This is a genomic window from Kitasatospora sp. NPDC001683 (genome assembly GCF_053596495.1).
The window spans coordinates 63603-86678 of the sequence record NZ_JBSFGK010000030.1 but is presented as its reverse complement, the minus strand read 5'-3'; the positions used below and the strand labels follow the sequence as shown (position 1 = coordinate 86678).

22 protein-coding genes and 1 pseudogene are annotated in these 23076 nt (G+C 74.3%); 11 read left to right on the top strand and 12 right to left on the bottom strand.

The window, feature by feature from the left end; all coding sequences use genetic code 11:
- Nucleotides 1-51: 51 nt before the first annotated feature.
- Both ACWCYO_RS18560 and ACWCYO_RS18555 read right to left on the bottom strand, forming a co-directional pair.
- Nucleotides 52-900, bottom strand: a complete 849-nt coding sequence (locus ACWCYO_RS18560; RefSeq protein ID WP_270139676.1) for an ABC transporter permease — start codon at nucleotides 898-900, stop codon at nucleotides 52-54.
- Nucleotides 897-1844 (bottom strand): ABC transporter ATP-binding protein, encoded by a 948-nt coding sequence (locus ACWCYO_RS18555; RefSeq protein ID WP_270139678.1) that lies wholly within the window; start codon nucleotides 1842-1844, stop codon nucleotides 897-899. The genes ACWCYO_RS18560 and ACWCYO_RS18555 overlap by 4 nt, the downstream gene beginning before the upstream one ends.
- 190 nt (nucleotides 1845-2034) lie before the next feature.
- Between ACWCYO_RS18555 and ACWCYO_RS18550 the strand changes: the two genes are divergently transcribed.
- Both ACWCYO_RS18550 and ACWCYO_RS18545 read left to right on the top strand, forming a co-directional pair.
- The gene (locus tag ACWCYO_RS18550; RefSeq protein ID WP_449784804.1) at nucleotides 2035-2523 is read left to right on the top strand and encodes a GNAT family N-acetyltransferase; all 489 of its coding nucleotides are present in this window, start codon (nucleotides 2035-2037) and stop codon (nucleotides 2521-2523) included.
- Nucleotides 2520-2990 (top strand): DUF5946 family protein, encoded by a 471-nt coding sequence (locus tag ACWCYO_RS18545; protein WP_449784803.1) that lies wholly within the window; start codon nucleotides 2520-2522, stop codon nucleotides 2988-2990. Before ACWCYO_RS18550 ends, ACWCYO_RS18545 begins: the two co-directional genes overlap by 4 nt.
- 275 nt (nucleotides 2991-3265) lie before the next feature.
- Here the strand turns inward: ACWCYO_RS18545 and ACWCYO_RS18540 are convergent, their stop codons facing one another.
- From ACWCYO_RS18540 to ACWCYO_RS18505, 8 genes are all read right to left on the bottom strand, one after another.
- Nucleotides 3266-3691: an ATP-binding protein gene (locus tag ACWCYO_RS18540; protein WP_270139683.1), complete on the bottom strand. Its 426-nt coding sequence runs from the start codon at nucleotides 3689-3691 to the stop codon at nucleotides 3266-3268.
- 139 nt (nucleotides 3692-3830) lie between these two features.
- Nucleotides 3831-4238, bottom strand: a complete 408-nt coding sequence (locus tag ACWCYO_RS18535) for a hypothetical protein (protein WP_449784802.1) — start codon at nucleotides 4236-4238, stop codon at nucleotides 3831-3833.
- A 145-nt stretch (nucleotides 4239-4383) separates the two neighbouring features.
- Nucleotides 4384-6690: a SpoIIE family protein phosphatase gene (locus tag ACWCYO_RS18530; RefSeq protein WP_449784801.1), complete on the bottom strand. Its 2307-nt coding sequence runs from the start codon at nucleotides 6688-6690 to the stop codon at nucleotides 4384-4386.
- Nucleotides 6687-10229, bottom strand: coding sequence for a HAMP domain-containing protein (locus ACWCYO_RS18525; protein WP_270139689.1), 3543 nt, complete (start codon nucleotides 10227-10229; stop codon nucleotides 6687-6689). Before ACWCYO_RS18525 ends, ACWCYO_RS18530 begins: the two co-directional genes overlap by 4 nt.
- 114 nt (nucleotides 10230-10343) lie before the next feature.
- Nucleotides 10344-10763, bottom strand: coding sequence for a hypothetical protein (locus tag ACWCYO_RS18520; RefSeq protein WP_449784800.1), 420 nt, complete (start codon nucleotides 10761-10763; stop codon nucleotides 10344-10346).
- 32 nt (nucleotides 10764-10795) lie between these two features.
- Nucleotides 10796-11176 (bottom strand): STAS domain-containing protein, encoded by a 381-nt coding sequence (locus tag ACWCYO_RS18515; protein WP_270139692.1) that lies wholly within the window; start codon nucleotides 11174-11176, stop codon nucleotides 10796-10798.
- A gap of 96 nt (nucleotides 11177-11272) precedes the next feature.
- Nucleotides 11273-12160: a SigB/SigF/SigG family RNA polymerase sigma factor gene (locus ACWCYO_RS18510; protein WP_449784799.1), complete on the bottom strand. Its 888-nt coding sequence runs from the start codon at nucleotides 12158-12160 to the stop codon at nucleotides 11273-11275.
- Between the two features lie 394 nt (nucleotides 12161-12554).
- Nucleotides 12555-12971 carry an STAS domain-containing protein gene (locus ACWCYO_RS18505; RefSeq protein WP_449784798.1) on the bottom strand — a complete coding sequence of 139 codons (417 nt, stop codon included), beginning with the start codon at nucleotides 12969-12971 and terminating at the stop codon, nucleotides 12555-12557.
- A gap of 177 nt (nucleotides 12972-13148) precedes the next feature.
- Here ACWCYO_RS18505 and ACWCYO_RS18500 point away from each other — a divergent pair, with 177 nt between their 5' ends.
- The 3 genes from ACWCYO_RS18500 (at nucleotide 13149) to ACWCYO_RS18490 (ending at nucleotide 15303) form a co-directional block, all read left to right on the top strand.
- Nucleotides 13149-13670, top strand: a complete 522-nt coding sequence (locus ACWCYO_RS18500; RefSeq protein ID WP_449784797.1) for a DUF2231 domain-containing protein — start codon at nucleotides 13149-13151, stop codon at nucleotides 13668-13670.
- Nucleotides 13671-13734: 64 nt separating this feature from the next.
- Complete coding sequence (locus ACWCYO_RS18495) at nucleotides 13735-13938, top strand: hypothetical protein (RefSeq protein ID WP_270139699.1); 204 nt, start codon at nucleotides 13735-13737, stop codon at nucleotides 13936-13938.
- A gap of 114 nt (nucleotides 13939-14052) precedes the next feature.
- Nucleotides 14053-15303 carry an AI-2E family transporter gene (locus tag ACWCYO_RS18490; RefSeq protein ID WP_449784806.1) on the top strand — a complete coding sequence of 417 codons (1251 nt, stop codon included), beginning with the start codon at nucleotides 14053-14055 and terminating at the stop codon, nucleotides 15301-15303.
- On the opposite strand, the gene ACWCYO_RS18485 is transcribed toward ACWCYO_RS18490, so the two are convergent.
- A complete protein-coding gene (locus tag ACWCYO_RS18485) occupies nucleotides 15205-15528 on the bottom strand; it encodes a DUF3040 domain-containing protein (RefSeq protein ID WP_449784796.1) in 324 nt (107 codons plus the stop codon). The two genes, ACWCYO_RS18490 and ACWCYO_RS18485, sit on opposite strands and share 99 nt — an antisense overlap.
- Before the next feature lie 120 nt (nucleotides 15529-15648).
- Between ACWCYO_RS18485 and ACWCYO_RS18480 the strand changes: the two genes are divergently transcribed.
- From ACWCYO_RS18480 to ACWCYO_RS18470, 3 genes and pseudogenes are all read left to right on the top strand, one after another.
- Nucleotides 15649-16254 carry a DNA polymerase ligase N-terminal domain-containing protein gene (locus ACWCYO_RS18480; protein WP_270139705.1) on the top strand — a complete coding sequence of 202 codons (606 nt, stop codon included), beginning with the start codon at nucleotides 15649-15651 and terminating at the stop codon, nucleotides 16252-16254.
- 18 nt (nucleotides 16255-16272) lie between these two features.
- Nucleotides 16273-17181 (top strand): non-homologous end-joining DNA ligase, encoded by a 909-nt coding sequence (gene ligD / locus ACWCYO_RS18475; RefSeq protein WP_449784795.1) that lies wholly within the window; start codon nucleotides 16273-16275, stop codon nucleotides 17179-17181.
- 121 nt (nucleotides 17182-17302) lie between these two features.
- Nucleotides 17303-17587, top strand: a pseudogene (locus ACWCYO_RS18470) (hypothetical protein); the annotation flags it as partial.
- Between the two features lie 175 nt (nucleotides 17588-17762).
- On the opposite strand, the gene ACWCYO_RS18465 reads toward ACWCYO_RS18470, so the two are convergent.
- Nucleotides 17763-17957, bottom strand: a complete 195-nt coding sequence (locus ACWCYO_RS18465; protein ID WP_270139709.1) for a DUF2795 domain-containing protein — start codon at nucleotides 17955-17957, stop codon at nucleotides 17763-17765.
- A 270-nt stretch (nucleotides 17958-18227) separates the two neighbouring features.
- On the opposite strand from ACWCYO_RS18465, the gene ACWCYO_RS18460 reads away from it, so the two are divergent.
- The 3 genes from ACWCYO_RS18460 (at nucleotide 18228) to ACWCYO_RS18450 (ending at nucleotide 23039) form a co-directional block, all read left to right on the top strand.
- Nucleotides 18228-18824, top strand: coding sequence for a hypothetical protein (locus ACWCYO_RS18460; protein WP_449784794.1), 597 nt, complete (start codon nucleotides 18228-18230; stop codon nucleotides 18822-18824).
- Nucleotides 18825-18945: 121 nt separating this feature from the next.
- On the top strand, nucleotides 18946-22707 hold the full coding sequence (locus ACWCYO_RS18455; RefSeq protein WP_270139712.1) for a hydantoinase B/oxoprolinase family protein: 3762 nt from the start codon (nucleotides 18946-18948) through the stop codon (nucleotides 22705-22707).
- Nucleotides 22590-23039 carry a nucleoside deaminase gene (locus ACWCYO_RS18450; RefSeq protein WP_449784805.1) on the top strand — a complete coding sequence of 150 codons (450 nt, stop codon included), beginning with the start codon at nucleotides 22590-22592 and terminating at the stop codon, nucleotides 23037-23039. The genes ACWCYO_RS18455 and ACWCYO_RS18450 overlap by 118 nt, the downstream gene beginning before the upstream one ends.
- Nucleotides 23040-23076 lie beyond the last annotated feature (37 nt).

Below are 23076 nucleotides of genomic sequence, written 5' to 3'. Positions count from 1 at the left end.
GTCCCCTCCGGCGCCGCACCGCGAGTGTGCCAGGCGGCTGTCCGCTCGGGCTCAGGCGTCGGTGCGCAGCAGCCGTACGGCGGCGCCGCCCAGCGCGAGCACCGTCCAGCCGAGGAAGACCAGCAGGCCGGCCGTCGGCGAGAGCAAGGTCGAGTCGTGGTGCAGGGTGAACATCGCCTCACCGGCGTGGCTGGGCAGGTAGGGGCTGATGTGGCTCTGCCAGGAGGTGGGCAGCAGCGAGGTCAGCCCGGGGATCAGCATCAGCGAGGCGACCAGGACGGCGATGCCGCCGGCCACCGAGCGCAGCAGCGCGCCGAGGGCGACGCCGATCACGCCGACCAGGCCGAGGTAGAGCCCGGCCCCGAGCAGGCCGCGCACCACGCCGGCGTCGGAGAAGGTCATCGCCGCCTTGGTGCTGGACAGGATGCCGCTGTCGGCCGAAAAGGCGACGAACACCCCGACGGTGCCCAGCACCAGGGCGATCAGGCCGTACACGGCGGCCTTGGACCACAGCACCGGCAGGCGGCGCGGCACGGCGGCCAGGGTGGAGCGGATCATGCCGGTCGAGTACTCGCCGGCCGCGACCAGGACCCCGAGGACGCCGAGCGCCAGCTGGGCGAAGTTGGTGCCGAACAGGGAGAGGCTGAGCGTGGTCGCGGCGGCGAAGTCCCGGTCCATAGGGCGGCCGGAGGTGATCCGCGACTTGAACTGGAAGGCGGCGATCAGGCCGAAGGCGACCAGGAACAGCAGGGCCAGGCCGAGGGTGATCCAGGTGGAGCGCAGCGACCACAGCTTGGCCCACTCCGAGCGCAGCACGCGCGCGGCCGTCACCTTGTAGGCGGGACGGGCGGGGCGCAGCTCGGCGGGCGTGGACGGCTGACTGGGGGCGATCGTGCTCATGCCGCGCTCCTCGTGGTCTCGGTGCTCTCGGTGGTGGTCGTGGTGCCGTGGTACTCGACGGCGTCCCGGGTGAGGTCCATGAACGCCTCCTCCAGGGAGACCGTGCGGGGGGTCAGCTCGAACACGGCGATGCCGTGCTCGGCGGCGGTGAGCCCGATCTCGCGGGCCGTCCGGCCGGTGACCAGCAGCTCCTCCGAGCCGGTGCGGCCGGTGATCTCCACGCCCGGTCCGGCGAGCAGCGAGCGCAGCCGACTCGGGTCGGCGCTGGCCACCTTGACGACGTCGCCGCCGGCCTGCTGGACCAGCTCCTGGACGGTGGTGTCGGCCAGCAGCTTGCCGCGTCCGACGATGATCAGGTGGTCGGCGACCAGCGAGACCTCGCTCATCAGGTGCGAGGAGACGAAGACCGTCCGACCCTCGGCGGCGAGCGAGGTGAGCAGGTTGCGGATCCACAGCACGCCCTCGGGGTCGAGCCCGTTGACCGGCTCGTCCAGCATCACCGTGGCCGGGTCGCCCAGCAGGGCGGCCGCGATGCCGAGCCGCTGCCCCATGCCGAGCGAGAACGCCCCGGCGCGCTTGCGGGCCACCGACTGCAGGCCGGTCAGCTCGATGACCTCGTCGACCCGGCGGCGCGGGATGCCGTGGGTGTGGGCCTGGGCCATCAGGTGGTTGAACGCCGAACGGCCGGGGTGGATCGACTTGGCCTCCAGCAGCGCGCCGACCTCCTGCAGCGGCGCGGCGTGCTCGGCGTACCGGCGGCCGTTGACGCGCACCGAGCCGCTGGTGGGCGCGTCCAGTCCGACGATCATCCGCATGGTGGTCGACTTGCCGGCCCCGTTGGGCCCGAGGAACCCGGTCACCGCTCCCGGCCGGACCGTGAAGTCCAGCCCGTCCACGGCGGTCTTCTCGCCGTACCGCTTCGTCAGCTGGTGCGCCTCGATCATCGCTCGCCCTTACGCTCAGGGGCCGGGCCCTCCCGGCCGCCCACGGCTCCACGCTAAGGGCGGGCGGTGCCCGGAACCGTGGCACCGCGGGCTGATCATCGGGCCGTCCGTAGTACCGCGGTACCACGCCCTCGCCTACCCGAGGCAAAACCGGTTTCGCTGCCGCCGCCGTCTGGTCAAGGATGGCGGCATGGACGAGCGGACCGTGACCCTGCGTCAGATGACCCCGGCCGAGTACCAGGCGGCCACCGAGACCCGCGAGGCCGAGACGGTGCGCGAACTCGCCAAACTCATGCCCGAGGAACTCGCCTTGGAGCGCACCCGCCAGGGCACCGCCAGGTTCCTCCCGGACGGCCTCGCCACCGCCGGCCACCACCTGGTGGTGGCCGAGAACGCGTCGGGCGAGACCGTCGGCACCGCCTGGATCGGCCCCGACCCCCGCGCCGAGGCCGGCACCTCCACCTCCGCCTGGCTCTACCACATCCACGTCCTCCCGCCGTTCCGCCGTCAGGGGTACGGCACGGCCGTCCTCGCCGCCGCCGAGCGGCTCGTCGCCCGCGAGGGCATGACGGCGCTCGCGCTGAACGTCTTCGGCGGCAACGAGGCCGCCATCGCCCTGTACCGCCGCAGCGGCTACGGCGTGTCGTCGATGTACCTGAGCAAGGAGGTCCGGGCGTGACGGACCGCTGTGGGGAGTGCGGGGCGCCGGGGTGCGAGGAACTGTTCCACCGGCTGCTCGCGCTGGACCACTCGCGGGCGGAGCCGTGGGGGCCGCTGCACGGGGTGTCGGTGGCCTGCTTCCTGCTGCAGCACCCGAGCCGGCTGGCCGTCGGCGGCGGGGCCCGGGCACGGGCGTTCCTGCGGGCGTACCTCGACGGCGGGCTGCCGGCGGTGAACGGGCTGGTCGGGCGGGCCCGGGCGGCGAACTCGCACCGGGTGAGGGGCCGGGCGCCGGCCGCGGCGGTCGCGCCGGGGACGGGGGCGGAGACGGGGACGGGGGCGGGGGCGGGGGCGCCGCGGGGCGGGTTCGCGGTCACGATCGCGGAGGTCGGCCAGGACAGGACCTTCCCGGCTGCGGGGTTCCCGGAGCGGGTGCGGGCCTGGGCGGCGGCCACCCTCGAGGGATGGGGGCCGGACAGCGCGTAGTCGGCGGCCGGCACCGGGACGGGACCGTGGTCCCATGCGCATGGGGCGGGCACGCGGTGCCATGGAGGGGCGGGTCGACCGGCCTGCGCAATCCCCCTGGAGGACACCATGAGCGCCAGATCGGCCAACCCGGTGGCGGTCGCGCTCAGCCGCTCGCCGGGTCGCGCGGCGGCACCGCGTGCACCCGGGTGCCGCCGCGAAGCCGTCGCCCCCGGGGTCCCCCTGCCGGGCCCAGCTGGTGATCGCCGCCGCCGGAGGGGCGATCGGGCGGCCCGTCAGCCCTCGGGGATCCGCAGTTCACACCAGACGGCCTTGCCCGGTCCCGCCGGATACCAGCCCCAGCGCAGCGCCAGGCGGCCCAGCAGGAACAGCCCGAGGCCGCCGGTCTCGATCGGGCCGTACGGCGTCCGCGGCAGCGGTGGCCGCCGGCTCGCGTCGCTGACCTCGATCCGCAGCAGGCCCGGGCAGCGCACCAGGAGCAGCGAGTCCGGGGCGCCGGTGTGCCGGATGGCGTTGCCGACCAGCTCCGACACCAGCAGGACGGCGTCGGCGACCACCAGGGGGTCGGCCACGTCGGCCAGGAACGCGGCGGTGCAGGAGCGCGCCTCGGAGATCGTGCCCGGCCGGGCGGACAGCGGCAGTCGGCGCGCCCACGGCCACGGGGAGGAGCGCGAGCGGGAGGGCACCCGGACTCCGACCATCCGACCACACCTCCGTCCTCCATCCGGTGCCCCGGGTCTTGCCGGTTTCCGTCCGCCCGCCGCCGACCTCCCGTGACCTCCGTGCCCGATACAGTGCCCGAATCCGTGCCGGATTCAGTGCCCGGGTGCAGTGCCCGGTTCAGTGCCCGAACAGGTGCCGGCTGCGGCGCCGCTGCGGCTCCCGCGGGATCCCGGCGGCCCGGCCGCCCTGTTCGGCGGCGCGCTCCTCCGGGGTCGCCGGTGCCGTCCCGGCCGAGGTGTCGAGCGTCTCCAGCGGCGCTACCGGTTCCACCGGGCGGGCGTCGCGGTACCCGGCGGTCCGGACCGGAGGCCGGACGGCGCGCCGGGACAGCCGCATCAGGGCCAAGCCCAGGCAGAAGAGCAGGGCGAGGGCGACGCCGGAGAGGAAGATGCCGAGGCTGTCGAGCTTCACGAGGTCGTTGCCGAGGATCGTCACCTGGTACTCCGGCCCGCCGGCGAGGTTGTCGGCGATCAGCAGCCCGATGAAGGCGCCGGAGGCCGCCATCAGCAGAAGTCCTAGCAGCATGGGGATTCCCCTTCCGTCCCGGTGTCGGCCGCCCCCCGCTACCAGGCCGCGCCTACCCTGCGGGCTCCGTCCGTAACGTTCCACCGGCCCCGGACGGGCGAGTCGCCGGCCACACCCCGGGCCCCGGTCGAGCCCGGCGCGCGCCCTACTCGACCCGGACGGCGATCAGACAGGTGTCGTCCTCGGTGTCGGCGGGGCTGAGGTCGAGCAACCGGTCCAGGTAGTGCTCGAGGTCCGGCCCCGGGGCCCCGGCCGTGCGGATCAGCTGGTCGACGGAGTCCTCCACCGGCCGGTCCCGCCGTTCGACCAGGCCGTCGGTGTAGAGCAGCAGCACGTCCCCGGTGGACAGGTGCACCCGGTGCTCCTCGTACCGGGCCTCGTCCAGGGCCCCGAGCAGCACCCCGTGCGGCAGCGGCAGCACGTGCGCGCCGTCGCGGCCCAGCCGGATCGGCGGCAGGTGGCCGGCCCGCGCCCAGCGCAGCTCGCCGCCGGCCGGGTCGAGCAGCACGCACACGGCGGTGGCGGTGACCTGCCCCGGTTCCCGCAGCGCCACGGTGTTGGCCCACTCCAGCAGCTGGGCCGGGCCCGCCCCGGTGACGGCCAGACCGCGCAGGGCGTGGCGCAGCGCGACCATCCCGGTGGCGGCGCCGACGCCGTGCCCGGCGACATCCCCGACGGCGAGCAGGACGCGCTTGTCGGGCAGCGGCAGGATGTCGTACCAGTCGCCGCCGACCCGGTCGCGCTTGGCGGCCGGGCGGTAGCGCACGGCGGCCCGCAGGCCGTTCACCCCGAGCGGTGGCGGCGCGGTGGGCAGGATGGCCTGCTGGAGCCGCAGGGCCAGCTGGGCGCGTTCGGCCGACTCCTGCTCGCTGTCGGCCAGGCGCGCCCGGGTGGCGCCGAGGGCGAGCTCGGTCCGGTGCTGGGCGGAGACGTCGTGGTAGGCGCCGCGTAGTGCGGCCAACCGGCCCGCGTCGTCGAGGACGGGCTCGGCGATGACCCGGGTGTAGTGGTAGCTGCCGTCCGGGCGGGCCAGCCGGAACACCGCGGAGGAGGTTCGCAGGCGGTGCCGGACGGTGTCGACCAGGCGCCGCACGGCGGGCTCGTCGTCCGGGTGGACGTGCCGGGCGAGCTGGGCCAGCGGGACGGGCGGCGCTCCGGCGGGTAGGCCGAAGAACTCCCGGAGGCCGGCGCTCCAGCGGATCCGGCCGTGATCGGCGTCCTCCTCGAACCCGGCGACCCGGGCCAGCCGCTGTGCCTGGCGCAGCAGTGCGGTCTGCTCGTCCTCGTCCGGCGGCCGGGTCTCCGCTTCCCAGCCGACCAGCAGCTGCCCGCCGAGCGGGGCGACCGCGAGCCGTACGGTGACGGGCACCGCGAGCGGCCCGTCCCGGAGCACCAGCTGGACGGATCCGCCGGGCAGCGGAACTCCGCTCCGGTGCACCGCCAGCAGCCGCTCGAACAGCCCGGTGGCGCCGGCGACCGGGTAGGCCTCCAGGAACGACGTGCCCTCCAGCGCGTCCCGGGGGCGGCCCAGTGGGTCGCGGAACTGCGCGTTGACCCGCCGGATCGTGAAGTCGGCGAGGTGACCGCCCCTGAGCTCCGGTTCCAGCAGCAGCGCGGGGGTGAGCAGTCCTTCGAGGAGGACGTCGAGGTCCTCGGGCATCGGGGGTTCGCCGGCCGGGCCGAGGAGGGTCGTGCAGAGCTCGGCGAGGGCCCGGAGCTGGCGGCGCTGGGACGGGGTGAGGGCCGGCCCGGGCTCGGGCCAGAGCACCTCCAGCGCGCCGCGCCGTCGGCCCGTCTCCAGCAGTGGCAGGACCGCCCGGACCACTCCGGTCCCGATCGACGGCCCGGCGGCGGTCGGATCGCCGGGCCACAGCTCCGCCGCGCCGCCGACGACCTGCTGGGCCGGGGTGGCGACGCCGGGCGGGACCCGGCTCCAGGCCTCGGCCTCGGCCTCGGCGAATCCGCTGTGCGCGGCGAGCGCGAGCGCGCCGCCGGGCAGGCGTTGCCAGACGGCGAGGGAGCGGACCCCGAGCGAGGCCGTCAGCTGTTCCAGGACGGCCCCGGCGGCCCGCTGCAGGTCGGGCTCGGCGGCGATGGCGGGGGCGACGGGTGGCGACGCGGGCGCCGACCCACCCGCCGTCCCGGGCGCCGACCCACCCGCCGTCCCGGGTGTCGGCGCGCGGGCTGCCTCGAGTTCGACCGCGGGCAGCCCCGTGATGTCGGCCGCCAGGGCCACGACCGGGACGCCGGCCTCGCGGGCCAGCCGGACCAGGTGGGCGGCCGCCTCGGCGGGGAGGACGCCGAGGCGCTCGGACAGGATGCCGGTGGCCAGGTCGACGACGCTACGGATGCGGGCCTCGGCCCGCAGCCGGGCGGCGGCGTCCTGCAGGCGGCGGACCGTCCCGGCGAGGGCCAAGGCGGTGCTCTCCTCGAGCTCGGGCCGGGCGGTCATGGCGCGTCCAGCCAGCGGTGCAACCGGTCGATCAGCCGGGTGGTGTCGACGGGTTTGGTGACGTGATCGTCGGCGCCCGCCGCGAGGCTCTTGTCCTTGTCGCCGGGCATGGCCTTCGCCGTGACGGCGATGACCGGCAGGCGGGCGAAGCGCTCGTCGGCGCGGATGGCGGCGATCGCGGCGTAGCCGTCGAGGCCGGGCATCATGACGTCCATCAGGACGAGGTCGGTCTCGGGGTGGGCGCGCAGCAGTTCGAGCCCGGTCCGGCCGTCGTTGGCGTGCAGCACGGTCAGTCCGTTCTCCTCCAGGACGGAGGCCAGGGCGAAGACGTTGCGCACGTCGTCGTCGACGATCAGGGCGGTCCGCCCGGCGAGCCGCTCGTCGGTGGCCTGGGCGGCGGCCTCGGGGCCGGGGTCGGCCGGGTGGCGGCCGCCGAGCCGCTGGATCACGCGCTCGCGCAGGTCGTCCAGTCCGTGGGTGAGTTCCACTCCTCCCACCGCGACCGCGTCGGACGCGCCGTCGCCCTGGTAGCCGAGGACCGGGGTGGCGTCCCCCAGCACGTCGAGCAGGGCGGGCGCGAGCTGTCCGGAGTGGGCGAGGTCGAGCAGCACGCAGCGGTGCGGCCCGGTGGCGAGGGCAGCCCGCAGCCCCGGTTCGTCCTGGGCGGTGTCGATCCGCACCGCCGGCGCGGCGGCGCCCAGGGACTCGACGGCGGCGCGGGCGAGCAGGGTGAGCAGGCCGGGCGGCTCGGGTTCGACCACCAGGACCCCGGGCGCGCCCGCCCGGCCACCGTGGGGCCGCTCGAGCGCCCCGAGGGGCAGGTAGAACGTGAAGCGGCTGCCCTGCCCGGCGATGGAGGCGACGGTGAGGGTGCCGCCGAGCAGCCGGGCGAGCTCCCGGCTGATCGACAGGCCGAGACCGGTGCCGCCGTAGCGGCGGCTGGTGGTGCCGTCGGCCTGTTGGAAGGCGCCGAAGATGGTGTCCAGCTGGGTGGGGTCGATGCCGATGCCGGTGTCCTCGACGTGGAAGGCCACCGCCGCCCCCGCGCGGCCGAGTTCGGGCGGCAGCTCGGGGCCCTCGACGCACTGGATCCGCAGCTCCACCCGGCCCTTGTCGGTGAACTTGATCGCGTTGGAGAGGAGGTTGCGCAGCACCTGGCGCAGCCGTGCCTGGTCGGTGACGAGTTCGTCCGGCACGGTCCGGTCGACGGTGACCGCGAAGGTGAGGCCCTTCTGGTCGGCGAGGGGCAGGAAGCTGGACTCGACGTACTCCAGCAGTTCGCGAACGGCGAAGGGTTCGGGCGTCAGCTCCATCTTGCCGGCCTCGACCTTGGAGAGGTCGAGGATGTCGTTGATGAGCTGGAGGAGGTCGGTTCCGGCGGAGTGGATGACGCCCGCGTACTCGACCTGCTTGGCGGTGAGGTTGCCGGTGGCGTTCTGGGCGAGCAGTTGGGCGAGGATCAGCAGGCTGTTCAGCGGGGTGCGCAGCTCGTGGCTCATGTTGGCGAGGAACTCGGACTTGTACATCGAGGTCAGGCTCAACTGCCGGGCGCGTTCCTCGAGTTCCTGGCGGGCCTGTTCGATCTCCAGGTTCTTGGCCTCGATGTCGCGGTTGCGGTCGGCGAGCAGCGCGGCCTGTTCCTCCAGTTCCGCGTTGGAGTGGCGGAGTTCCTCCTGCCCGGCCTGCAACTCCTCGGACCTCGCCTGCAGTTCGGCGGTGAGCCGCTGCGACTCGCCGAGCAGTTCGTCGGTGCGCGCGTTGGCCAGCAGGGTGCCGATGTTGACGCCGCAGGCCTCGGTGAACTGCGCCAGGAAGTCACGGTGCACCTCGGTGAAGGGGTGAACGGAGGCGAACTCCAGGACACCGAGCAGCCATTCCTCCAGCGCGATGGGCAGCAGGACGAGCGAGCGGGCGTCGGCGGCCCCGGCGCCGGAGGCGATGACGGCGTAGCCGGGCGGCAGCTCGTCGACCGCGATGATCCGCCGGCTGCGCGCCGCCTGGCCGACCAGGGACTCGCCCAACTTGACCCGCTGGTCGGAGAGTTCGTCCGCCGACCGGCCGTAGGCGCTGATCCGGACCAGTTCGGTGCCGCCGTCGGTCTCCTCGGCCAGGAAGAAGGCGCCGTACTGGGCGTCGACCAGGGGCGTCAGCTCGTCGGTGATCATCTCGGCGACGGCCTGGATGTCCCGGCGGCCCTGGATCGCGGCGGAGAAGCGGGCCAGATTGGTGTTCAGCCAGTCCTGTTCCTGGTTGGCCTGGATGGTCTCGCGCAGCGACTCGACCATGGCGTTGATGTTGTCCTTGAGGTCGGCGACCTCGCCGGAGGCGTCCACGCTGATCGAGCGGGTCAGGTCGCCGGCCGCGACGGCGCTGGTGACCTCGGCGATCGCCCGGACCTGCCGAGTGAGGTTGCCGGCCAGCTCGTTGACGTTCTCGGTGAGCCGCTTCCAGGTGCCGGAGACGCCCTCCACCCGGGCCTGGCCGCCGAGTCGGCCCTCGCTGCCGACCTCGCGGGCCACCCTGGTCACCTCGGCGGCGAAGGAGCTCAGCTGCTCCACCATCGTGTTGACGGTGGTCTTCAGCTCCAGGATCTCCCCGCGGGCGTCGACGTCGATCTTGCGGGTGAGGTCGCCCTCGGCGACGGCGGTGGTCACCTGGGCGATGTTGCGCACCTGGCTGGTGAGGTTGTGCGCCATGAAGTTGACGTTCTCGGTGAGGTCCTTCCACGTCCCGGCGACGTTCGGCACCCGGGCCTGGCCGCCCAGGATGCCCTCGGTGCCGACCTCGCGGGCCACCCTGGTCACCTCGTCGGCGAAGACCGAGAGGGTGTCGACCATGGTGTTGATCGCGGCGGCGAGCGCCGCGACCTCGCCCTTGGCCTCCACGGTGATCTTCTTCGAGAGGTCCCCGCGCGCGACGGCCGTCGCCACCTCGGACATCGAGCGGACCTGGCCGGTGAGGTTGGAGGCCATCACGTTGACGTTGTCGGTGAGGTCCTTCCAGGTGCCGGAGACGCCCCGGACGGTCGCCTGCCCGCCCAGGTTCCCGGCGGTACCGACCTCACGGGCGACCCGGGTGACCTCGTCGGCGAAGGCGGACAGCTGGTCGACCATCGTGTTGAGGGTCTCCTTGAGGTCCAGGATCTCGCCGCGCGCGTCCACCCGGATCTTCTGGGTGAGGTCGCCCGAGGCGACGGCGGTGGCCACCCGCGCGATCGCCCGGACCTGGCCGGTCAGGTTGCCCGCCATCGCGTTCACCGAGTCGGTGAGGTCCAGCCACGTCCCGGTCAGGTCCGGCACCTGGGCCTGCCCGCCGAGCCGGCCCTCCGTGCCGACCTCCCGGGCGACCCTGGTCACCTCCGAGGTGACCCGGGACAGCTGCTCGGACATCCCGTTGAAGACCGTGGCGATCTCCCCCAGTTCCCCCGGCCGGTCCGGGTCCAGCCGGGTGCGGAAGTCTCCGTCGCGGACCGCCGTGAGCCCGGCGAGCAGCTGCCGCAGCGGCTGTTCGGCAAGCCCGTTCTCAGGGTGCTCGTCCATCGGTCCACCGTCCGGATCGCACGGCCGGGCGCCTCCTGGGCACCCCGGCCCGGGGCGGCGGGCCACCGCCCTGCTCCCACTGTGCCACCGGAAGCCCGGCGGTGGCAGCCCCGGTCACCGCGGCGCCGGCTCAGGCGGGGGCGGCGCGCCCGCCTGCCGCTCGGGCGGGGCGACGGCGTGCCCAGCGAGCGTCCGCAGCTCGGCCGCGGTCCGCAGCACGTCGTCCGTCTCCACGGCGAGCCCGGCGAACGGCGCCGGTCGGCGCAATTCCACGCGCAGCACGGCGTGCCGGTGCCCGCGCAGGGCCACGAAGTCCCGTCCGTCCTTGTGCCGCCACACGCCCAGGCAGAGCGCGCCGGGTACGGCCAGCCCGCCCTCCCGGACGCCGTGCAGCGCCCGCCAGCGGTCCGGCTGGATCTCGACCGCCGTGACGGCGTCCAGCGGCACCCGGACCTCCCTGCGGCGGGTCACGATCCGCTCCCACCACGCCAGGCGGACGACCAGGTCGTCACCGTCGATCAGCAGTGCGGCCACGGCCGGCTCCTTCCTCCGCTCCCCCGGCGGCCTCAGCCGGGGACGGTGTCGCGCACTCGGAAGGCGTCGGTGGCACCGGTGAGTTCGAGCATCCGCAGGACCAGCGGCCGGGGGCGGGCCAGCTCGATCCGGCTGCCCTCGTCGAGCGCCCGGGCCTGGGCGCGCAGCAGGGCGTTGAGCCCGGTGGAGTCGCAGAAGTCCAGCCCGGCGCAGTCGATCACGATCACCGTGGCGGGCTCGGCCAGGGCCGGCAGGAGCACCGCGTTCAGCTCGGTGATCGAGTCCAGGTCGAGTTCTCCGTACAACGCGATCACGGTGCCCTCGGCCCACGGTGAGGCCTGAGCGATGAAGGCTCCGGGCGCGCCGAGGCGGCCGTGCGCCAGGCTGTGGTCCTTCGGCTGGCGGCGCGCCATCGTGTTCCTCCTCCAGGTCCCTTCCCGCAGCGACCCCCGCAGCGCGACTATCCACTGCGGGGGCCCGGAAACGCCGGACGGCGGAGCAGTTCGGCCTCAGCCGCAGTCCTCCGCTTCCTCGGCCCAGCCCGGGGCGTCGCGGTCCTCCAGCCGTTCGCGCAGCCGGGTCAGGGTGGCGCTCAGCAGCCGGGAGACGTGCATCTGGGAGACGCCGATGCGCGCCGCGATCTCGGACTGGGTGCAGCCGTCCCAGAAGCGGAGTTTGAGCACGGCCTGTTCGCGCTCGGGCAGTTCGGCGAGCAGGGGGCGCACGGCGGTGCGGAAGTCGGCCAGTTCGATGCCCGGGTCGCAGTCGCCGAGCCGGTCCAGCATGGCGCTGCCGCTCTCGTCGGTGTCCTGCTCGCGCAGCGCGTCCAGCGAGCTGGGGCGGTAGACCCGGCCCGCGACCAGGCCCTCGGTGGTCTGCTCGACGGTCAGGTGGAGGTCATCGGCGATCTCCGCCGGCTGCGGGAGGCGGCCGAGTCGTTGCTCCAGCCGGTCCGAGCCCCGGGCCACCGTCAGGTACAGCTCCTGCATGCTCCGCGGGACGCGCACGGGCCAGGAGGTGTCCCGGAAGTACCTCTTGACCTCGCCCATGATGGTGGGGATCGCGTAGGTGACGAACTCGACGCCGCGCTGCGGGTCGTAGCCGTCGACGGCCTTGATCAGGCCGATCGTGCCCACCTGGAGGATGTCGTCCATGTCCTCGGCCCGGTGCCGGAAGCGGGCGGCGATGAACCGCACCAGCGGCATGTTGAGTTCGATGATCGTGCCGCGCACGTAGCTGTAGGCGGCGCTCTCCCGGGCCAGCCCGGACAGCCGCTCGAACAGCGCGTCGCTCAGTTCGCGCGCCTCGGCCTTCCCCATCGCGCGGAGCTCGGCCTCGGTCGGGCGCGGGGGCAGATCGGACGGCGCCGAAGGCGCGGTCTCCAGGATGCCGGACACGGTGATTCTCCAGGCAGCGCCGCGAATCCGCGGCCGCTGCACGGGGCTTCTACCCGGTATCCGGCGGCCGACTCACCTTTCGCCCGGTTCGTCCGTTTTCCGCGACGGCGCGAACGGCTTTCCGCGACGACGCGGCCGGCGTCAGTGGCCGGGCAGGTCCAGTGGGGACGGCACCTCGAGCCAGACCAGCTTGCCCCCGTCCTCGGGCGCCGCCCCCCAGGCCCGGGCGAGCCGGTTCACCACCCGCAGACCGTGCCCGCCCGGCCGACCCGGATCCGCGTACCAACGCGACGGCTGCGCCGCACCGCGCCCTCGCTGCCCGCGAACACGGGTCGTCCGGTCCGCCCGGCCCCCGGCAGTCCGTCACTCCCCGGTGGGCTCACGGCCCGCCACCTCACTCCGGGTCGGGAGGAGGGGCGTCGGCGGCCTCCGGGGGACCGAGCTCCGCGTCCGGGTCGGGCTGGACCCGCAGCACGGTGTCGGTGCCGGTGACCTCGAACAGCCTGGCCACGATCGGCTGCGGCCGCGCGACTTCGAGGGTCCGCCCGGCCGCGTCCGCGTCGAGCCGGGCGCGCAGCAGGATGTTCAGGCCGGTGGAGTCGCAGAACCGCAGCTCCGCGAGGTCGACCACGATCCGTCGCACGCCGTCGTGCAGCGGTCGCGCCAGCGCGGCGCGCAGCACGTGCGCCGAGTCGTGGTCCAGCTCCCCGGCCACCGTGACGACCCGCGCCGAGGCCCGGTCGTCCACCACGACGTGCAGGCCCCCACTCCGCTGCTCCCCCTCGCTGGGGACCTCGATTGGCCCTGGCATCGTGCGCTCCCGGTCCACTCGGAACGGCAGGGTGCCGTCCCGACCATCATGCCGCGCGGCGCGCCGAAACGCTCGAACGGCCCTCGGACCGAGGGCACGGGATCCCGCCGCGCCGAGGTGTACGAGCCCCCGAGCCGGAGAGACGCTGGGGGCAGGACTTCCACCCGGGAGGGTTCCATGTACAGCAGGGCCACCATCGCGGGCCATCCGGTCCGTCCCATGCTCATCGCCTACCCCGTGGCCGGCTACACCGGCACGCTGGTGGGCTTCGCCGTGTACGCCGCGAACGGCCAGCAGTTCTGGCTCAACTTCGCGATCGCCATGAACACCGCCGGAGTCGGCGGTGCCCTGCTGGCCGCACTGCCGGGCTTCGCCGACTGGCTGCTGGGCATCCCGAAGGACTCCGGCGCCAAGGGCGTCGGGCTCGCCCACGCCGGACTCAACGTGGTCGTGCTGGCACTGTTCGCCATCACCCTGGGCTTCTACGCGGGCCACTGGGACGGCCCGCCGCGCGGCACCGCGCTCGGCCTGGCCCTCGCGTCCGCCGGACTGGTGTGCACCGTCAGCGCCGGCTTCCTCGGCTGGATGCTGGTGCAGAACTACCACATCGGCGTCCGGCTCACCCACTACCAGGAGAGCGACGAGCCCGCGGTGCAGAACATCCGGCCGCTGCGCATCCACCACGACAAGGCCGCCTGAACCCGGCCGTGCGGGAAGTGCCGGCCGCAGGACGAACGAACCGAGGACGACGGAGGCGAGCCCCATGAGCGACCAGGACCCGACCCGTGAGCACGACACGCCCGTGCCGAAGGACCCGCCGGCCCCGGTCGAGACACCCGAGTCCCGGATGGCCGACGACGGTCCGCCGCCCGTGCCCGAGGAGGGGCAGCGCCGGCCGGACGGCCGCCGGGAGTCCGAACTGACCGAACCGGCCCACGAGCCGGAACCGCACGAGACGCCCGACTGAGCCGGCCGTGACGCACCCCGGACACCGTCCCGTGAGCACCCCCCGCCGGGAGACCCGGCCGCACCGGCCCCTGCCGGTGCCACCCCTGCGACGCCTCGGAGCCGGCCGGTGGGCGTGAACGGCCCGGGACGGCCCGCCCGCCGCCCCCGGCCGCTCGGCAGCCGCCCGCCCCGGGTGGCGCTGCGCCGGGCCCGTCCGGCGGCGCCCCCTGAGCACGTCCCGACCGGGCTGCGCACCGCCGCCGGGTACGTCTGGCGGCTGGCGCTGCTCGGCGTGGCCGCGTACCTGGTCGTCGGCGTCCTCGGCGAGCTGCGGCTGCCGGTGATCGCGCTGTTCCTGGCACTGGTGATCACCTCCGTGCTGCGCCCGCTGGTCGATCTGCTCCACCAGGTGATGCCCCGCCCGCTCGCCGTGCTGGTGGCGTTCGTGTGCGCGATCGCTCTGATCGGCGGCGTCCTGGCGCTGGTCGGGACGAACGTCGCCGACCAGTGGAGCGGGATCGGCAACGAGCTGCGCGGCGGTCTCGGCCGGATCGATCACTGGCTCACCCGCGCCCCCTTCCGCCTGCGGCCCGGCACCGTGACGGACCTGCGGGCGAAGATCGGGGCGTTCCTGTCGGCGCACCGCTCGGCCCTGCTGACCACCGCGCTCAGCGGGGCCAGCCGGGCCGTCGAGCTGGCCACCGGGCTGGCGCTCGCGGTGTTCTGCTCGGTGTTCTTCCTGCACTCCGGCGACCGGATGTGGAGCTGGGCGCAGCGCCAGCTACCGGCCGGGGCCCGCCCGATCTGGAGCCGGGCCGGGCGGGCGGCCTGGCACACCTTCGCCGGCTACACCCGCGGGGTGCTGATCGTGGCGGCGAGCAACGCGGTACTGGTCGGCATCGCCCTGGCCATCCTGCGGGTGCCGCTGGTGCTGCCGCTGATGGTGCTGGAGTTCGTCGCGGCGCTGGTGCCGCTGATCGGCTCCCCGATCGCGCTGGCGATCGCCGCGCTGGTGGCGCTGGCCGCGCGCGGGCCGGTGGTCGCGCTGCTGGTGCTCGCGCTGATCGTGATCATCGGCCAGATCGAGGGACACCTGCTGCACCCGCTGGTGCTGGGCTGGTCGGTGCGCATCCACCCGGTGGCGGTGGCGCTGTCGGTGATCGGCGGCGCGGTGCTGGCCGGGGTGCTGGGCGCGCTGGTCGCCGTGCCGGTGGTGTCGGTGGCCTGGGCGGTGCTCACCGAGCTGCGGGACCACGAACCGCCGGAACGGCCGGGCCCACCGGGGTCACGGGGCGATACCCCGGCGGCGGGCGACCACCCGCGCCGTTCCCAGCGCGATCGACGACGCCCAGACCAGGGAGAATCCGGTGAGCACCGCGGGTGAGTGCGCGGTGGCGCTGATCAACAGCAGGGTCCCGGACAGCGCGCCCAGCAGCGAGAACACGAAGACCGGCACCCGGGCGACGGCCCGCAGCAGCCGTCCCGCCAGCCAGCGGGGCCCGTGCCGCATGGTGCGCAGGGCGCGGTCCAGGCGGCGGTCCGTCTGCAGCCCGTTCTCGATCTCCGTGAGGATCCGCAGTTCGCGCCCGGAGAGCCCCGGCCCGTCCATCCGCGCCACCTCCCATCCGGCGGCTGCCCGGCCGGAGGGTCCCGTAACGTCCGGAACGGGTGAGAACCGGTGGCCGGGGTAGCCGCTCCGCGTCGGAAGCGCATCCCCTGGGAGGACGCGATGACCGCGAAAGACGCCCTGGACCGCTATCACCGCCGGCGCGACTTCACCCGGACGGCGGAACCGCGCGGCGAGGACGACGGCCCACCGGGTGAGCAGCCGCGCTTCGTGGTGCAGATCCACGACGCGAGCACCCTGCACTTCGACTTCCGGCTGGAGGCCGACGGCGTGCTGAAGTCCTGGGCCGTCCCGAAGGGCCCGTCCACCGACCCGCACGACAAGCGCCTGGCCGCCCCCACCGAGGACCACCCGCTCGAGTACCGCACCTTCGAGGGCGTCATCCCCGAGGGCGAGTACGGCGCGGGCACGGTGATCGTCTGGGACGAGGGCACCTTCCGCAACCTCACCACCGACCGCGACGGCCACCCGGTGCCGTTCACCGAGGCGCTCGACCACGGCCACGCCTCCTTCCGGCTCGACGGCCACAAGCTGCACGGCGGCTACGCGCTCACCCGGATCCGTACTGGTGGGAATCGGGAGGCCTGGCTGCTGGTCAAGGAGGCCGACGCCCGGGCGTCCGCCCACGGCACGCCCGACCCGTACCGCGCCCGCTCCGCCCGCACCGGCCACACCCTGCGCCAGGTCGCGGCCGGGGCGACGCCCTGAGCCCTCCGGGAGGCCGGGATGACCGCCACCGTGAACGTCCGGGCCGGCCGCCGCACCGTGCCGGTGGACCGCCCGGACAAGGTGCTGTTCCCCGAGGACGGCGTCACCAAGGCCGACCTCGCCCGCTACTACCGGGCCGTCGCCGCCCGCATGCTCCCGCACCTGCGCGGGCGACCGCTGATGCTCGAACGCCACCCGGACGGCATCGAGGACCGCGGGTTCTTCCAGAAGGACGTCCCCGAGCACTTCCCGGACTGGGTGCACCGGGTCGAACTGCCCAAGGAGGGCGGCACGGTGACGTACGCCCTGTGCGAGGACACGGCGACCCTGGTCTACCTCGCCGACCAGGCGTGCACCACCCTGCACCGCTTCCTCTCGCGCAGCGACCGGCCCGACCACCCGGACCGCCTGGTCATCGACCTCGACCCGCCCGGTACCGAGTTCGCCCCGGTGCGCGAGACCGCGCTGCTGCTGCGCGCGCTGCTGGCGGACGAGTTCGAGCTGCCCGCGCTCGCGATGACCACCGGTTCGCGCGGCCTGCACGTCCTCGTCCCGCTGGACCGCCGGGCCCCGTTCGACGAGGTCCGCGCCTTCGCCCGCGACCTCGCCGAGCTGCTGGCCGCCCGCCACCCGGACCGCCTCACCACCGCCGCCCGCAAGGCGGACCGCCACGGCCGCCTCTACCTCGACACCCAGCGCAACGCCTACGCCCAGACCGCCGTCGCCCCCTACGCCGTACGGGCCCTGCCGGGCGCGCCCGTCGCGGCGCCGGTCGCCTGGGCCGACGTCGAGGACTCCTCGCTCACGGCCCGCCAGTGGACCCTCGCCGACGCCGAGAAGCTCATCGCGGACGACCCCTGGCACCCGCTCCCCCGGGGCCGCTCGCTGTCCGCCGCCCGCCGTCGCCTGGCCGTCCTGGACGACTGAGCCAGGCCGCCCGATCGCCCTGGACGACCGAGCCGGTCAGGTCACCGGCCCGGCGGGTAGGTGGACGGTCGTGATCAGGTGGCAGATCTCCCCGCCCGCACCGCGGTAGGCGTGCGGGGCCCCGCTCGGCGAACCCGACACCGTCGAGCACCCGAGGCCCGGCGAGATCGTCTACGCGGACACCACCGGCATCCTGACCCGCCGCTGGAACCACCGCGACGCCCACCGCAGTCGGCTCACCGAGGACTCGGCCCGGGTCGTCTTCGCCCTGGAGACCCTCCGAGCCGACCACGACGGCCACCTCCTCACCACCGCCACCGCGCAGCTGCGCGACCCGCTGGCCCCGCACGCCGACGGCACGGCCGTGCACCGGCTGAGCGCCGCGCAGCCCCTGGCCACCGCCTGAGCACCACCGGTCGGCGCACCGACCCGCGCCCGCTGTCCGGCCTCTTCCAGCAGGTCGTGGTCCTGGCCCGCAGCGTGCTGCTCCACCAGCGGCTGTACGTGATCCCCGGCCGCGGCGGGGACACCACGAGCCGGAGGCCCGGGGCTGTCCCCGGGCCTCCGGCCACCGCGAGCGGTCAGCTCTGACGGAACAGCGCCTGGCTGACCTCATCCGGGCCGTCGAAGCTGTCCACATCGAGCTCGGAGATCTGGTCCACGAGGGTCTCGTCCGCCCCGTTCGAGCGCGCCCTCTCAGCGAGTTCCTCACGGTCGGCGGGGTAGCTGGCGCCCTTCAGGGCCCTCTGGACGTCGTTCGGGTTGATCCGGCTCATCAGCCGTCTCCTTCGGTGGTTGGTGTGGTCGCGGAGCCCGGGCTCGTACCCGGGGCCGCCGGTCGTGTGCGCGGTGCGTCACCAGCCGCACCCAGCGGACTGCTCCTTGGGCAACCCTGCGCCCAACTCGACGCGACCGCACCCGTGAGCCACGGACATTGGGCCACCCGGGTCCAAACGCGGTCAGCGCCCTCGCCCGGTACCGCAGTCGGCCGGGGCGGCGCCGCGGCGGCGGGGAGACACTGGTCGAGGGGGCGGGAGGTGAGCGGGATGTCCGGCTACCGCGCTCTGGTCGGCGAGCTGGCCGATCTCGTCCGGCTGGCGCACTCCGCCCTGCGCGGCGCCACCGCCGTGCTGACCGACCCGGCCACCGCTCCCGAGGCGATCGCGCCCGCGGAGAAGGCCCTGGCCGAGCTGCGCGCCCGGATCGAGGAGGACGCCGCCACGGCGCTCGGCGGGCGGGCCGGGGTGGTCGTGGGCGTCCACGTCGGATGCGAGCTGGAGGCGCTCGGACAGCTGGTGCAGGGGCTGCTGGAGGCGGCCTGGACGCGGCAGGAGCGGGAGCCGTACGGCGATCGGCTGCTGGCCCCGCTGCGCGGGATCGCGCAGGCGGCGCTGGACCTGGTGGCCCGGGCGGCCGACGCGCTGGAGTCCGGCGCGCCCGAGGGCGTCACCCATGTGCTCACCGAGCTGCTAGAGGTCGGCCAGCGGCAGCGGCTGCTGTACGAGCTGCTGCTGCGCGACGAGGCGGCGGACCCGGTCGACGCCGCCGACCTGGTGCTGCTGGCCTGCTGCTACCAGCAGTGCGCCGACCACGCCGGGGCGATCGCCCGCCACGCGGCGCTGTTCGCCCACGCCGGGGCCTGACCGGCCCCAGGCGCCCCCCGGTCGGCCCGTTTGCCCACCCCCTTCGCCCGGTCGGATACTCGTGCGCGGGGCCGTTCACCGCACGGGGCGAGGACACGCGACACGGCGGAGGGAGCCGGTCATGGCATCCAGGGGCTGGCAGTTCTGGGTGGACCGCGGCGGCACCTTCACCGACGTGGTGGCACTGGCCCCGGACGGACGGCTGCTGACCCACAAGCTGCTCTCGCACGACCCGGCCCGCCACCGCGACCCCGCCGTGGCCGGGATCCGCGCCCTACTGCCCCCGGAAGCGCGCATCGACTCGGTCCGGATGGGAACGACGGTGGCCACCAACGCCCTGCTGGAGCGCACCGGGGAGAGGACCGCGCTGGTCATCACCCGCGGATTCGCGGACGCGCTGCGGATCGGCTACCAGAACCGGCCGCAGATCTTCGCCCGTGAGATCACCCTGCCCGAGCCGCTGTACGCCCGGGTGGTCGAGGTGGACGAGCGGATCGCCGCCGACGGCGAGGTGCTGCGCCCGCCCGACCTCGACCGGCTCGCCGAGGAGCTGCGCGACTGCCTGGCGGACGGCATCCGCTCGGTCGCGGTGGTCTGCCTGCACAGCTATCTGCACCCCGCGCACGAGCGCGAGATAGGGCGGCTGGCCGAGCGACTCGGCTTCGACCAGGTGTCGTTGTCCAGCGAGGCGAGCCCGCTGATGAAGCTGGTGCCGCGCGGGGACACCGCCGTGGTCGACGCCTACCTCAACCCCGGCCTGCGCCGCTACGTCCACCGGGTGGCGGACGAACTCGCGGGCGTGCGGCTGATGTTCATGCAGTCCAACGGAGGGCTGGCCGAGGCCGGACACTTCCGCGGCAAGGACGCGATCCTCTCCGGCCCGGCGGGCGGCATCGTCGGCATGGTGCGGATGTCCGAACTGGCCGGGTACGACCGGGTGATCGGCTTCGACATGGGCGGCACCTCCACCGACGTGTCGCACTTCGCGGGCGAGTACGAGCGGGTGGTCACCACCCAGGTCGCCGGGGTGCGGCTGCGGGCGCCGATGCTGGCCATCCACACCGTCGCGGCGGGCGGCGGCTCGGTGCTGCGCTTCGACGGCGAACGGCTGCGGGTCGGGCCGGACTCGGCCGGCGCGGATCCCGGGCCCGCCTGCTACCGGAGTGGCGGCCCGCTGACCGTCACCGACGCCAACCTGCTGCTCGGCCGGATCCAGGCCGAACACTTCCCGCGCGTCTTCGGCCCGGACGGCGACCAGCCGCTCGACCGCGAGCTGATCGTCCGTCGGTTCACCGAACTGGCCGAGGAGATCGGCGACCGCTCGGCCGAGGAGACGGCCGAGGGCTTCCTGCGGATCGCCGTCGGCAACATCGCCAACGCGATCAAGCGCATCTCCGTCCAGCAGGGCCACGACGTCACCCGGTACGCGCTGACCACCTTCGGCGGAGCCGGCGGCCAGGTCGCCTGCCCGGTGGCCGAGGCGCTGGGCATCCGTACCGTGCTGGTCCCGCCGATGGCCGGCGTGCTGTCCGCCCTCGGCATCGGCCTGGCCGACACCACCGTGCTGCGCGAGCACGCCGTCGAACGGCAGCTGGCGGAAGGCGAGATGGCCGCCGTCCGGAAGCGGGCCGACCAGCTGGCGGCGGAGACCACCCACCAGCTGCTCGACCAGGGCATCCCGGAGGAGCGGATCCGGCTGACCCACCGGGCCCGGCTGCGCTACCAGGGCACCGACACCACGATCGGCGTCCCGCTGGGCGAACCGGACGCCATGCGGGACGAGTTCGAGCAGCGGCACCAGGCCACCTACTCCTTCCTGATGGACCGCCCGCTGGTCATCGAGGCCCTCGCAGTCGAAGGCACCGGCCTGACCGAACAGCCGGAACTCGACGCCCTCTCCCCCGCCTCCGGAACCGAGCCGGATACCGTCGACGTCCAGTTGTACATCGGCGGGGAGCGGCGCCAAGTGCCGCTGCTGGAGCGGGAGTCCATGCGCCCGGGCGCCACCGTGACCGGCCCGGCGGTGATCGCCGAGGCCAACGCCACCACCGTCGTGGACGACGGCTGGCGGGCGACCGTGACCGAGGCCGGGCACCTGCTGGTCGAGCAGGTCGAGGCCCGCACCGAGGAGACCGTCACCACCGCCGCCGACCCCGTCCTGCTGGAGGTCTTCAACAACCTCTTCATGGCGATCGCCCAACAGATGGGCGCCCGGCTGGAGTCCACCGCCCAGTCGGTCAACATCAAGGAGCGCCTGGACTTCTCCTGCGCCCTGTTCGACCCGGACGGCAACCTCGTCGCCAACGCCCCGCACATCCCGGTGCACCTCGGCTCGATGGGCACCACCGTCAAGGAGGTGATCCGCCGCCGCGGTCCCGAACTGAGCCCGGGCGACACCTACGCGGTCAACGACCCGTACCACGGCGGCACCCACCTGCCCGACATCACCGTGGTCACCCCGGTCTTCGACGCCGACGGGCAGGACCTCCTGTTCTTCGTCGCCTCCCGCGGCCACCACGCCGAGATCGGCGGCATCACCCCCGGCTCGATGCCCGCCGCCAGCCGTGAGATCGAGGAGGAGGGCGTGCTCTTCGACGACTGGCCGCTGGTGGTGGACGGTCGGCTGCGTGAGGCGGAGACGGTCCGGCTGCTCACCGAGGCGCGGTACCCCTCCCGCGACCCGGACACCAACCTGGCCGACCTGCGCGCCCAGATCGCCGCCAACCGCAAGGGCGTCGACGAGGTCAACGCGATGATCGAGCACTTCGGCCTCGACGTCGTCCAGGCCTACATGCGGCACGTCCAGGACAACGCCGAGCAGGCGGTGCGCCGCGCCGTCGACGGCCTGAGCGACGGCTCGTACCGCTACGAGACCGACTCCGGCGCCGTGATCGCCGTCGAGGTCCGGGTCGACCGCGAGGAGCGCAGCGCCACCATCGACTTCACCGGCACCTCGCCCCAGCTGGACAGCAACCTCAACGCCCCCTCCGCCGTGGTCACCGCCGCCGTCCTGTACGTCTTCCGCACCCTCGTCGCCGACGACATCCCGCTCAACGACGGCTGCCTGCGCCCGCTGCGGATCATCGTCCCGCCCGGCTCGATGCTCGCCCCGACCCACCCCGCCGCCGTCGCCGCGGGCAACGTCGAGACCTCCCAGGCCATCACCGGCGCGCTCTACGCCGCACTCGGCGTCCAGGCCGAGGGCTCCGGCACGATGAACAACCTCAGCTTCGGCAACGAGAACCACCAGTACTACGAGACGATCGCCTCCGGCTCCGGTGCCGGGCCCGGCTTCCACGGCGCCGATGTCGTCCAGACCCACATGACCAACTCCCGCCTCACCGACCCCGAGGTCCTGGAGTGGCGCCTGCCCGTCCTGGTCGAGGAGTTCACCGTCCGCGCCGGCAGCGGCGGCGCGGGCCGCTGGCACGGCGGCGACGGCGCGCTGCGCCGGCTGCGCTTCCGCGAGCCGATGACGGTCAGCCTGCTCTCCGGCCACCGCCGGGTCCCCCCGTACGGCCTGGACGGCGGCTCCCCCGGCGGCCTCGGCGAGAACCGGATCCTGCGCGCCGACGGCGGCGTCGAGGACCTGCCCGGCTGCGGCAGCGCCGACGTCGAGGCGGGGGACGCCCTGGAGATCCGCACACCCGGCGGAGGGGGCTACGGCAGCCGACCCCCACGGACCACGCCCGACGTTATACGTTTAACCCCAAGACCAGCACCGCCCCGAGGAGACCCGACATGGCCGACCACTCCCCCGCCCACCTGCTCGCCGCCATCGAGCTCGGCGCCTCCGCCCGGGCCCACGGCAACCACCCCTTCGGAGCGCTGCTCACCGACCCCGCCGGGAACGTCCTGCTCACCGCCGAGAACACCGTGCTGACCGACCACGACGTCACCGCCCACGCGGAGACCAACCTGGTCCGTCAGGCCTCCCGCACCCTGGCCCCGCACCAACTCGCCGACGCCACCCTCTACTCCAGCACCGAACCGTGCGCGATGTGCGCCGGGGCGATCTACTGGAGCGGCATCCGCCGGGTCGTCTACGCGCTCGCCGCGACCGAACTGAACGCCATCGCGGGCGTGGACCCGGACGAGCCGGTGCTCGAACTGCCGTGCCGCACGGTCTTCGCGGCCGGCGGCAACACGGTGGAGGTGTCCGGGCCGTTCCTCTTCGAGGAGGCCTCCGCGATCCACGTGGGGTACTGGGGGTAGTCGCCGCGCTCCTGGGCGCCTCCCAGCGGGCGCCGCC

Bases quoted from the DNA above. Each gene is read 5' to 3' on its own strand.
- ACWCYO_RS18560 (WP_270139676.1), bottom strand. From the start codon at position 900: ATGAGCACGATCGCCCCCAGTCAGCCGTCCACGCCCGCCGAGCTGCGC.
- ACWCYO_RS18555 (WP_270139678.1), bottom strand. From the start codon at position 1,844: ATGATCGAGGCGCACCAGCTGACGAAGCGGTACGGCGAGAAGACCGCC.
- ACWCYO_RS18550 (WP_449784804.1), top strand. From the start codon at position 2,035: ATGGACGAGCGGACCGTGACCCTGCGTCAGATGACCCCGGCCGAGTAC.
- ACWCYO_RS18540 (WP_270139683.1), bottom strand. From the start codon at position 3,691: ATGGTCGGAGTCCGGGTGCCCTCCCGCTCGCGCTCCTCCCCGTGGCCG.
- ACWCYO_RS18535 (WP_449784802.1), bottom strand. From the start codon at position 4,238: ATGCTGCTAGGACTTCTGCTGATGGCGGCCTCCGGCGCCTTCATCGGG.
- ACWCYO_RS18530 (WP_449784801.1), bottom strand. From the start codon at position 6,690: ATGACCGCCCGGCCCGAGCTCGAGGAGAGCACCGCCTTGGCCCTCGCC.
- ACWCYO_RS18525 (WP_270139689.1), bottom strand. From the start codon at position 10,229: ATGGACGAGCACCCTGAGAACGGGCTTGCCGAACAGCCGCTGCGGCAG.
- ACWCYO_RS18515 (WP_270139692.1), bottom strand. From the start codon at position 11,176: ATGGCGCGCCGCCAGCCGAAGGACCACAGCCTGGCGCACGGCCGCCTC.
- ACWCYO_RS18505 (WP_449784798.1), bottom strand. From the start codon at position 12,971: ATGCCAGGGCCAATCGAGGTCCCCAGCGAGGGGGAGCAGCGGAGTGGG.
- ACWCYO_RS18500 (WP_449784797.1), top strand. From the start codon at position 13,149: ATGTACAGCAGGGCCACCATCGCGGGCCATCCGGTCCGTCCCATGCTC.
- ACWCYO_RS18495 (WP_270139699.1), top strand. From the start codon at position 13,735: ATGAGCGACCAGGACCCGACCCGTGAGCACGACACGCCCGTGCCGAAG.
- ACWCYO_RS18485 (WP_449784796.1), bottom strand. From the start codon at position 15,528: ATGGACGGGCCGGGGCTCTCCGGGCGCGAACTGCGGATCCTCACGGAG.
- ACWCYO_RS18480 (WP_270139705.1), top strand. From the start codon at position 15,649: ATGACCGCGAAAGACGCCCTGGACCGCTATCACCGCCGGCGCGACTTC.
- ligD (WP_449784795.1), top strand. From the start codon at position 16,273: ATGACCGCCACCGTGAACGTCCGGGCCGGCCGCCGCACCGTGCCGGTG.
- ACWCYO_RS18465 (WP_270139709.1), bottom strand. From the start codon at position 17,957: ATGAGCCGGATCAACCCGAACGACGTCCAGAGGGCCCTGAAGGGCGCC.
- ACWCYO_RS18460 (WP_449784794.1), top strand. From the start codon at position 18,228: ATGTCCGGCTACCGCGCTCTGGTCGGCGAGCTGGCCGATCTCGTCCGG.
- ACWCYO_RS18455 (WP_270139712.1), top strand. From the start codon at position 18,946: ATGGCATCCAGGGGCTGGCAGTTCTGGGTGGACCGCGGCGGCACCTTC.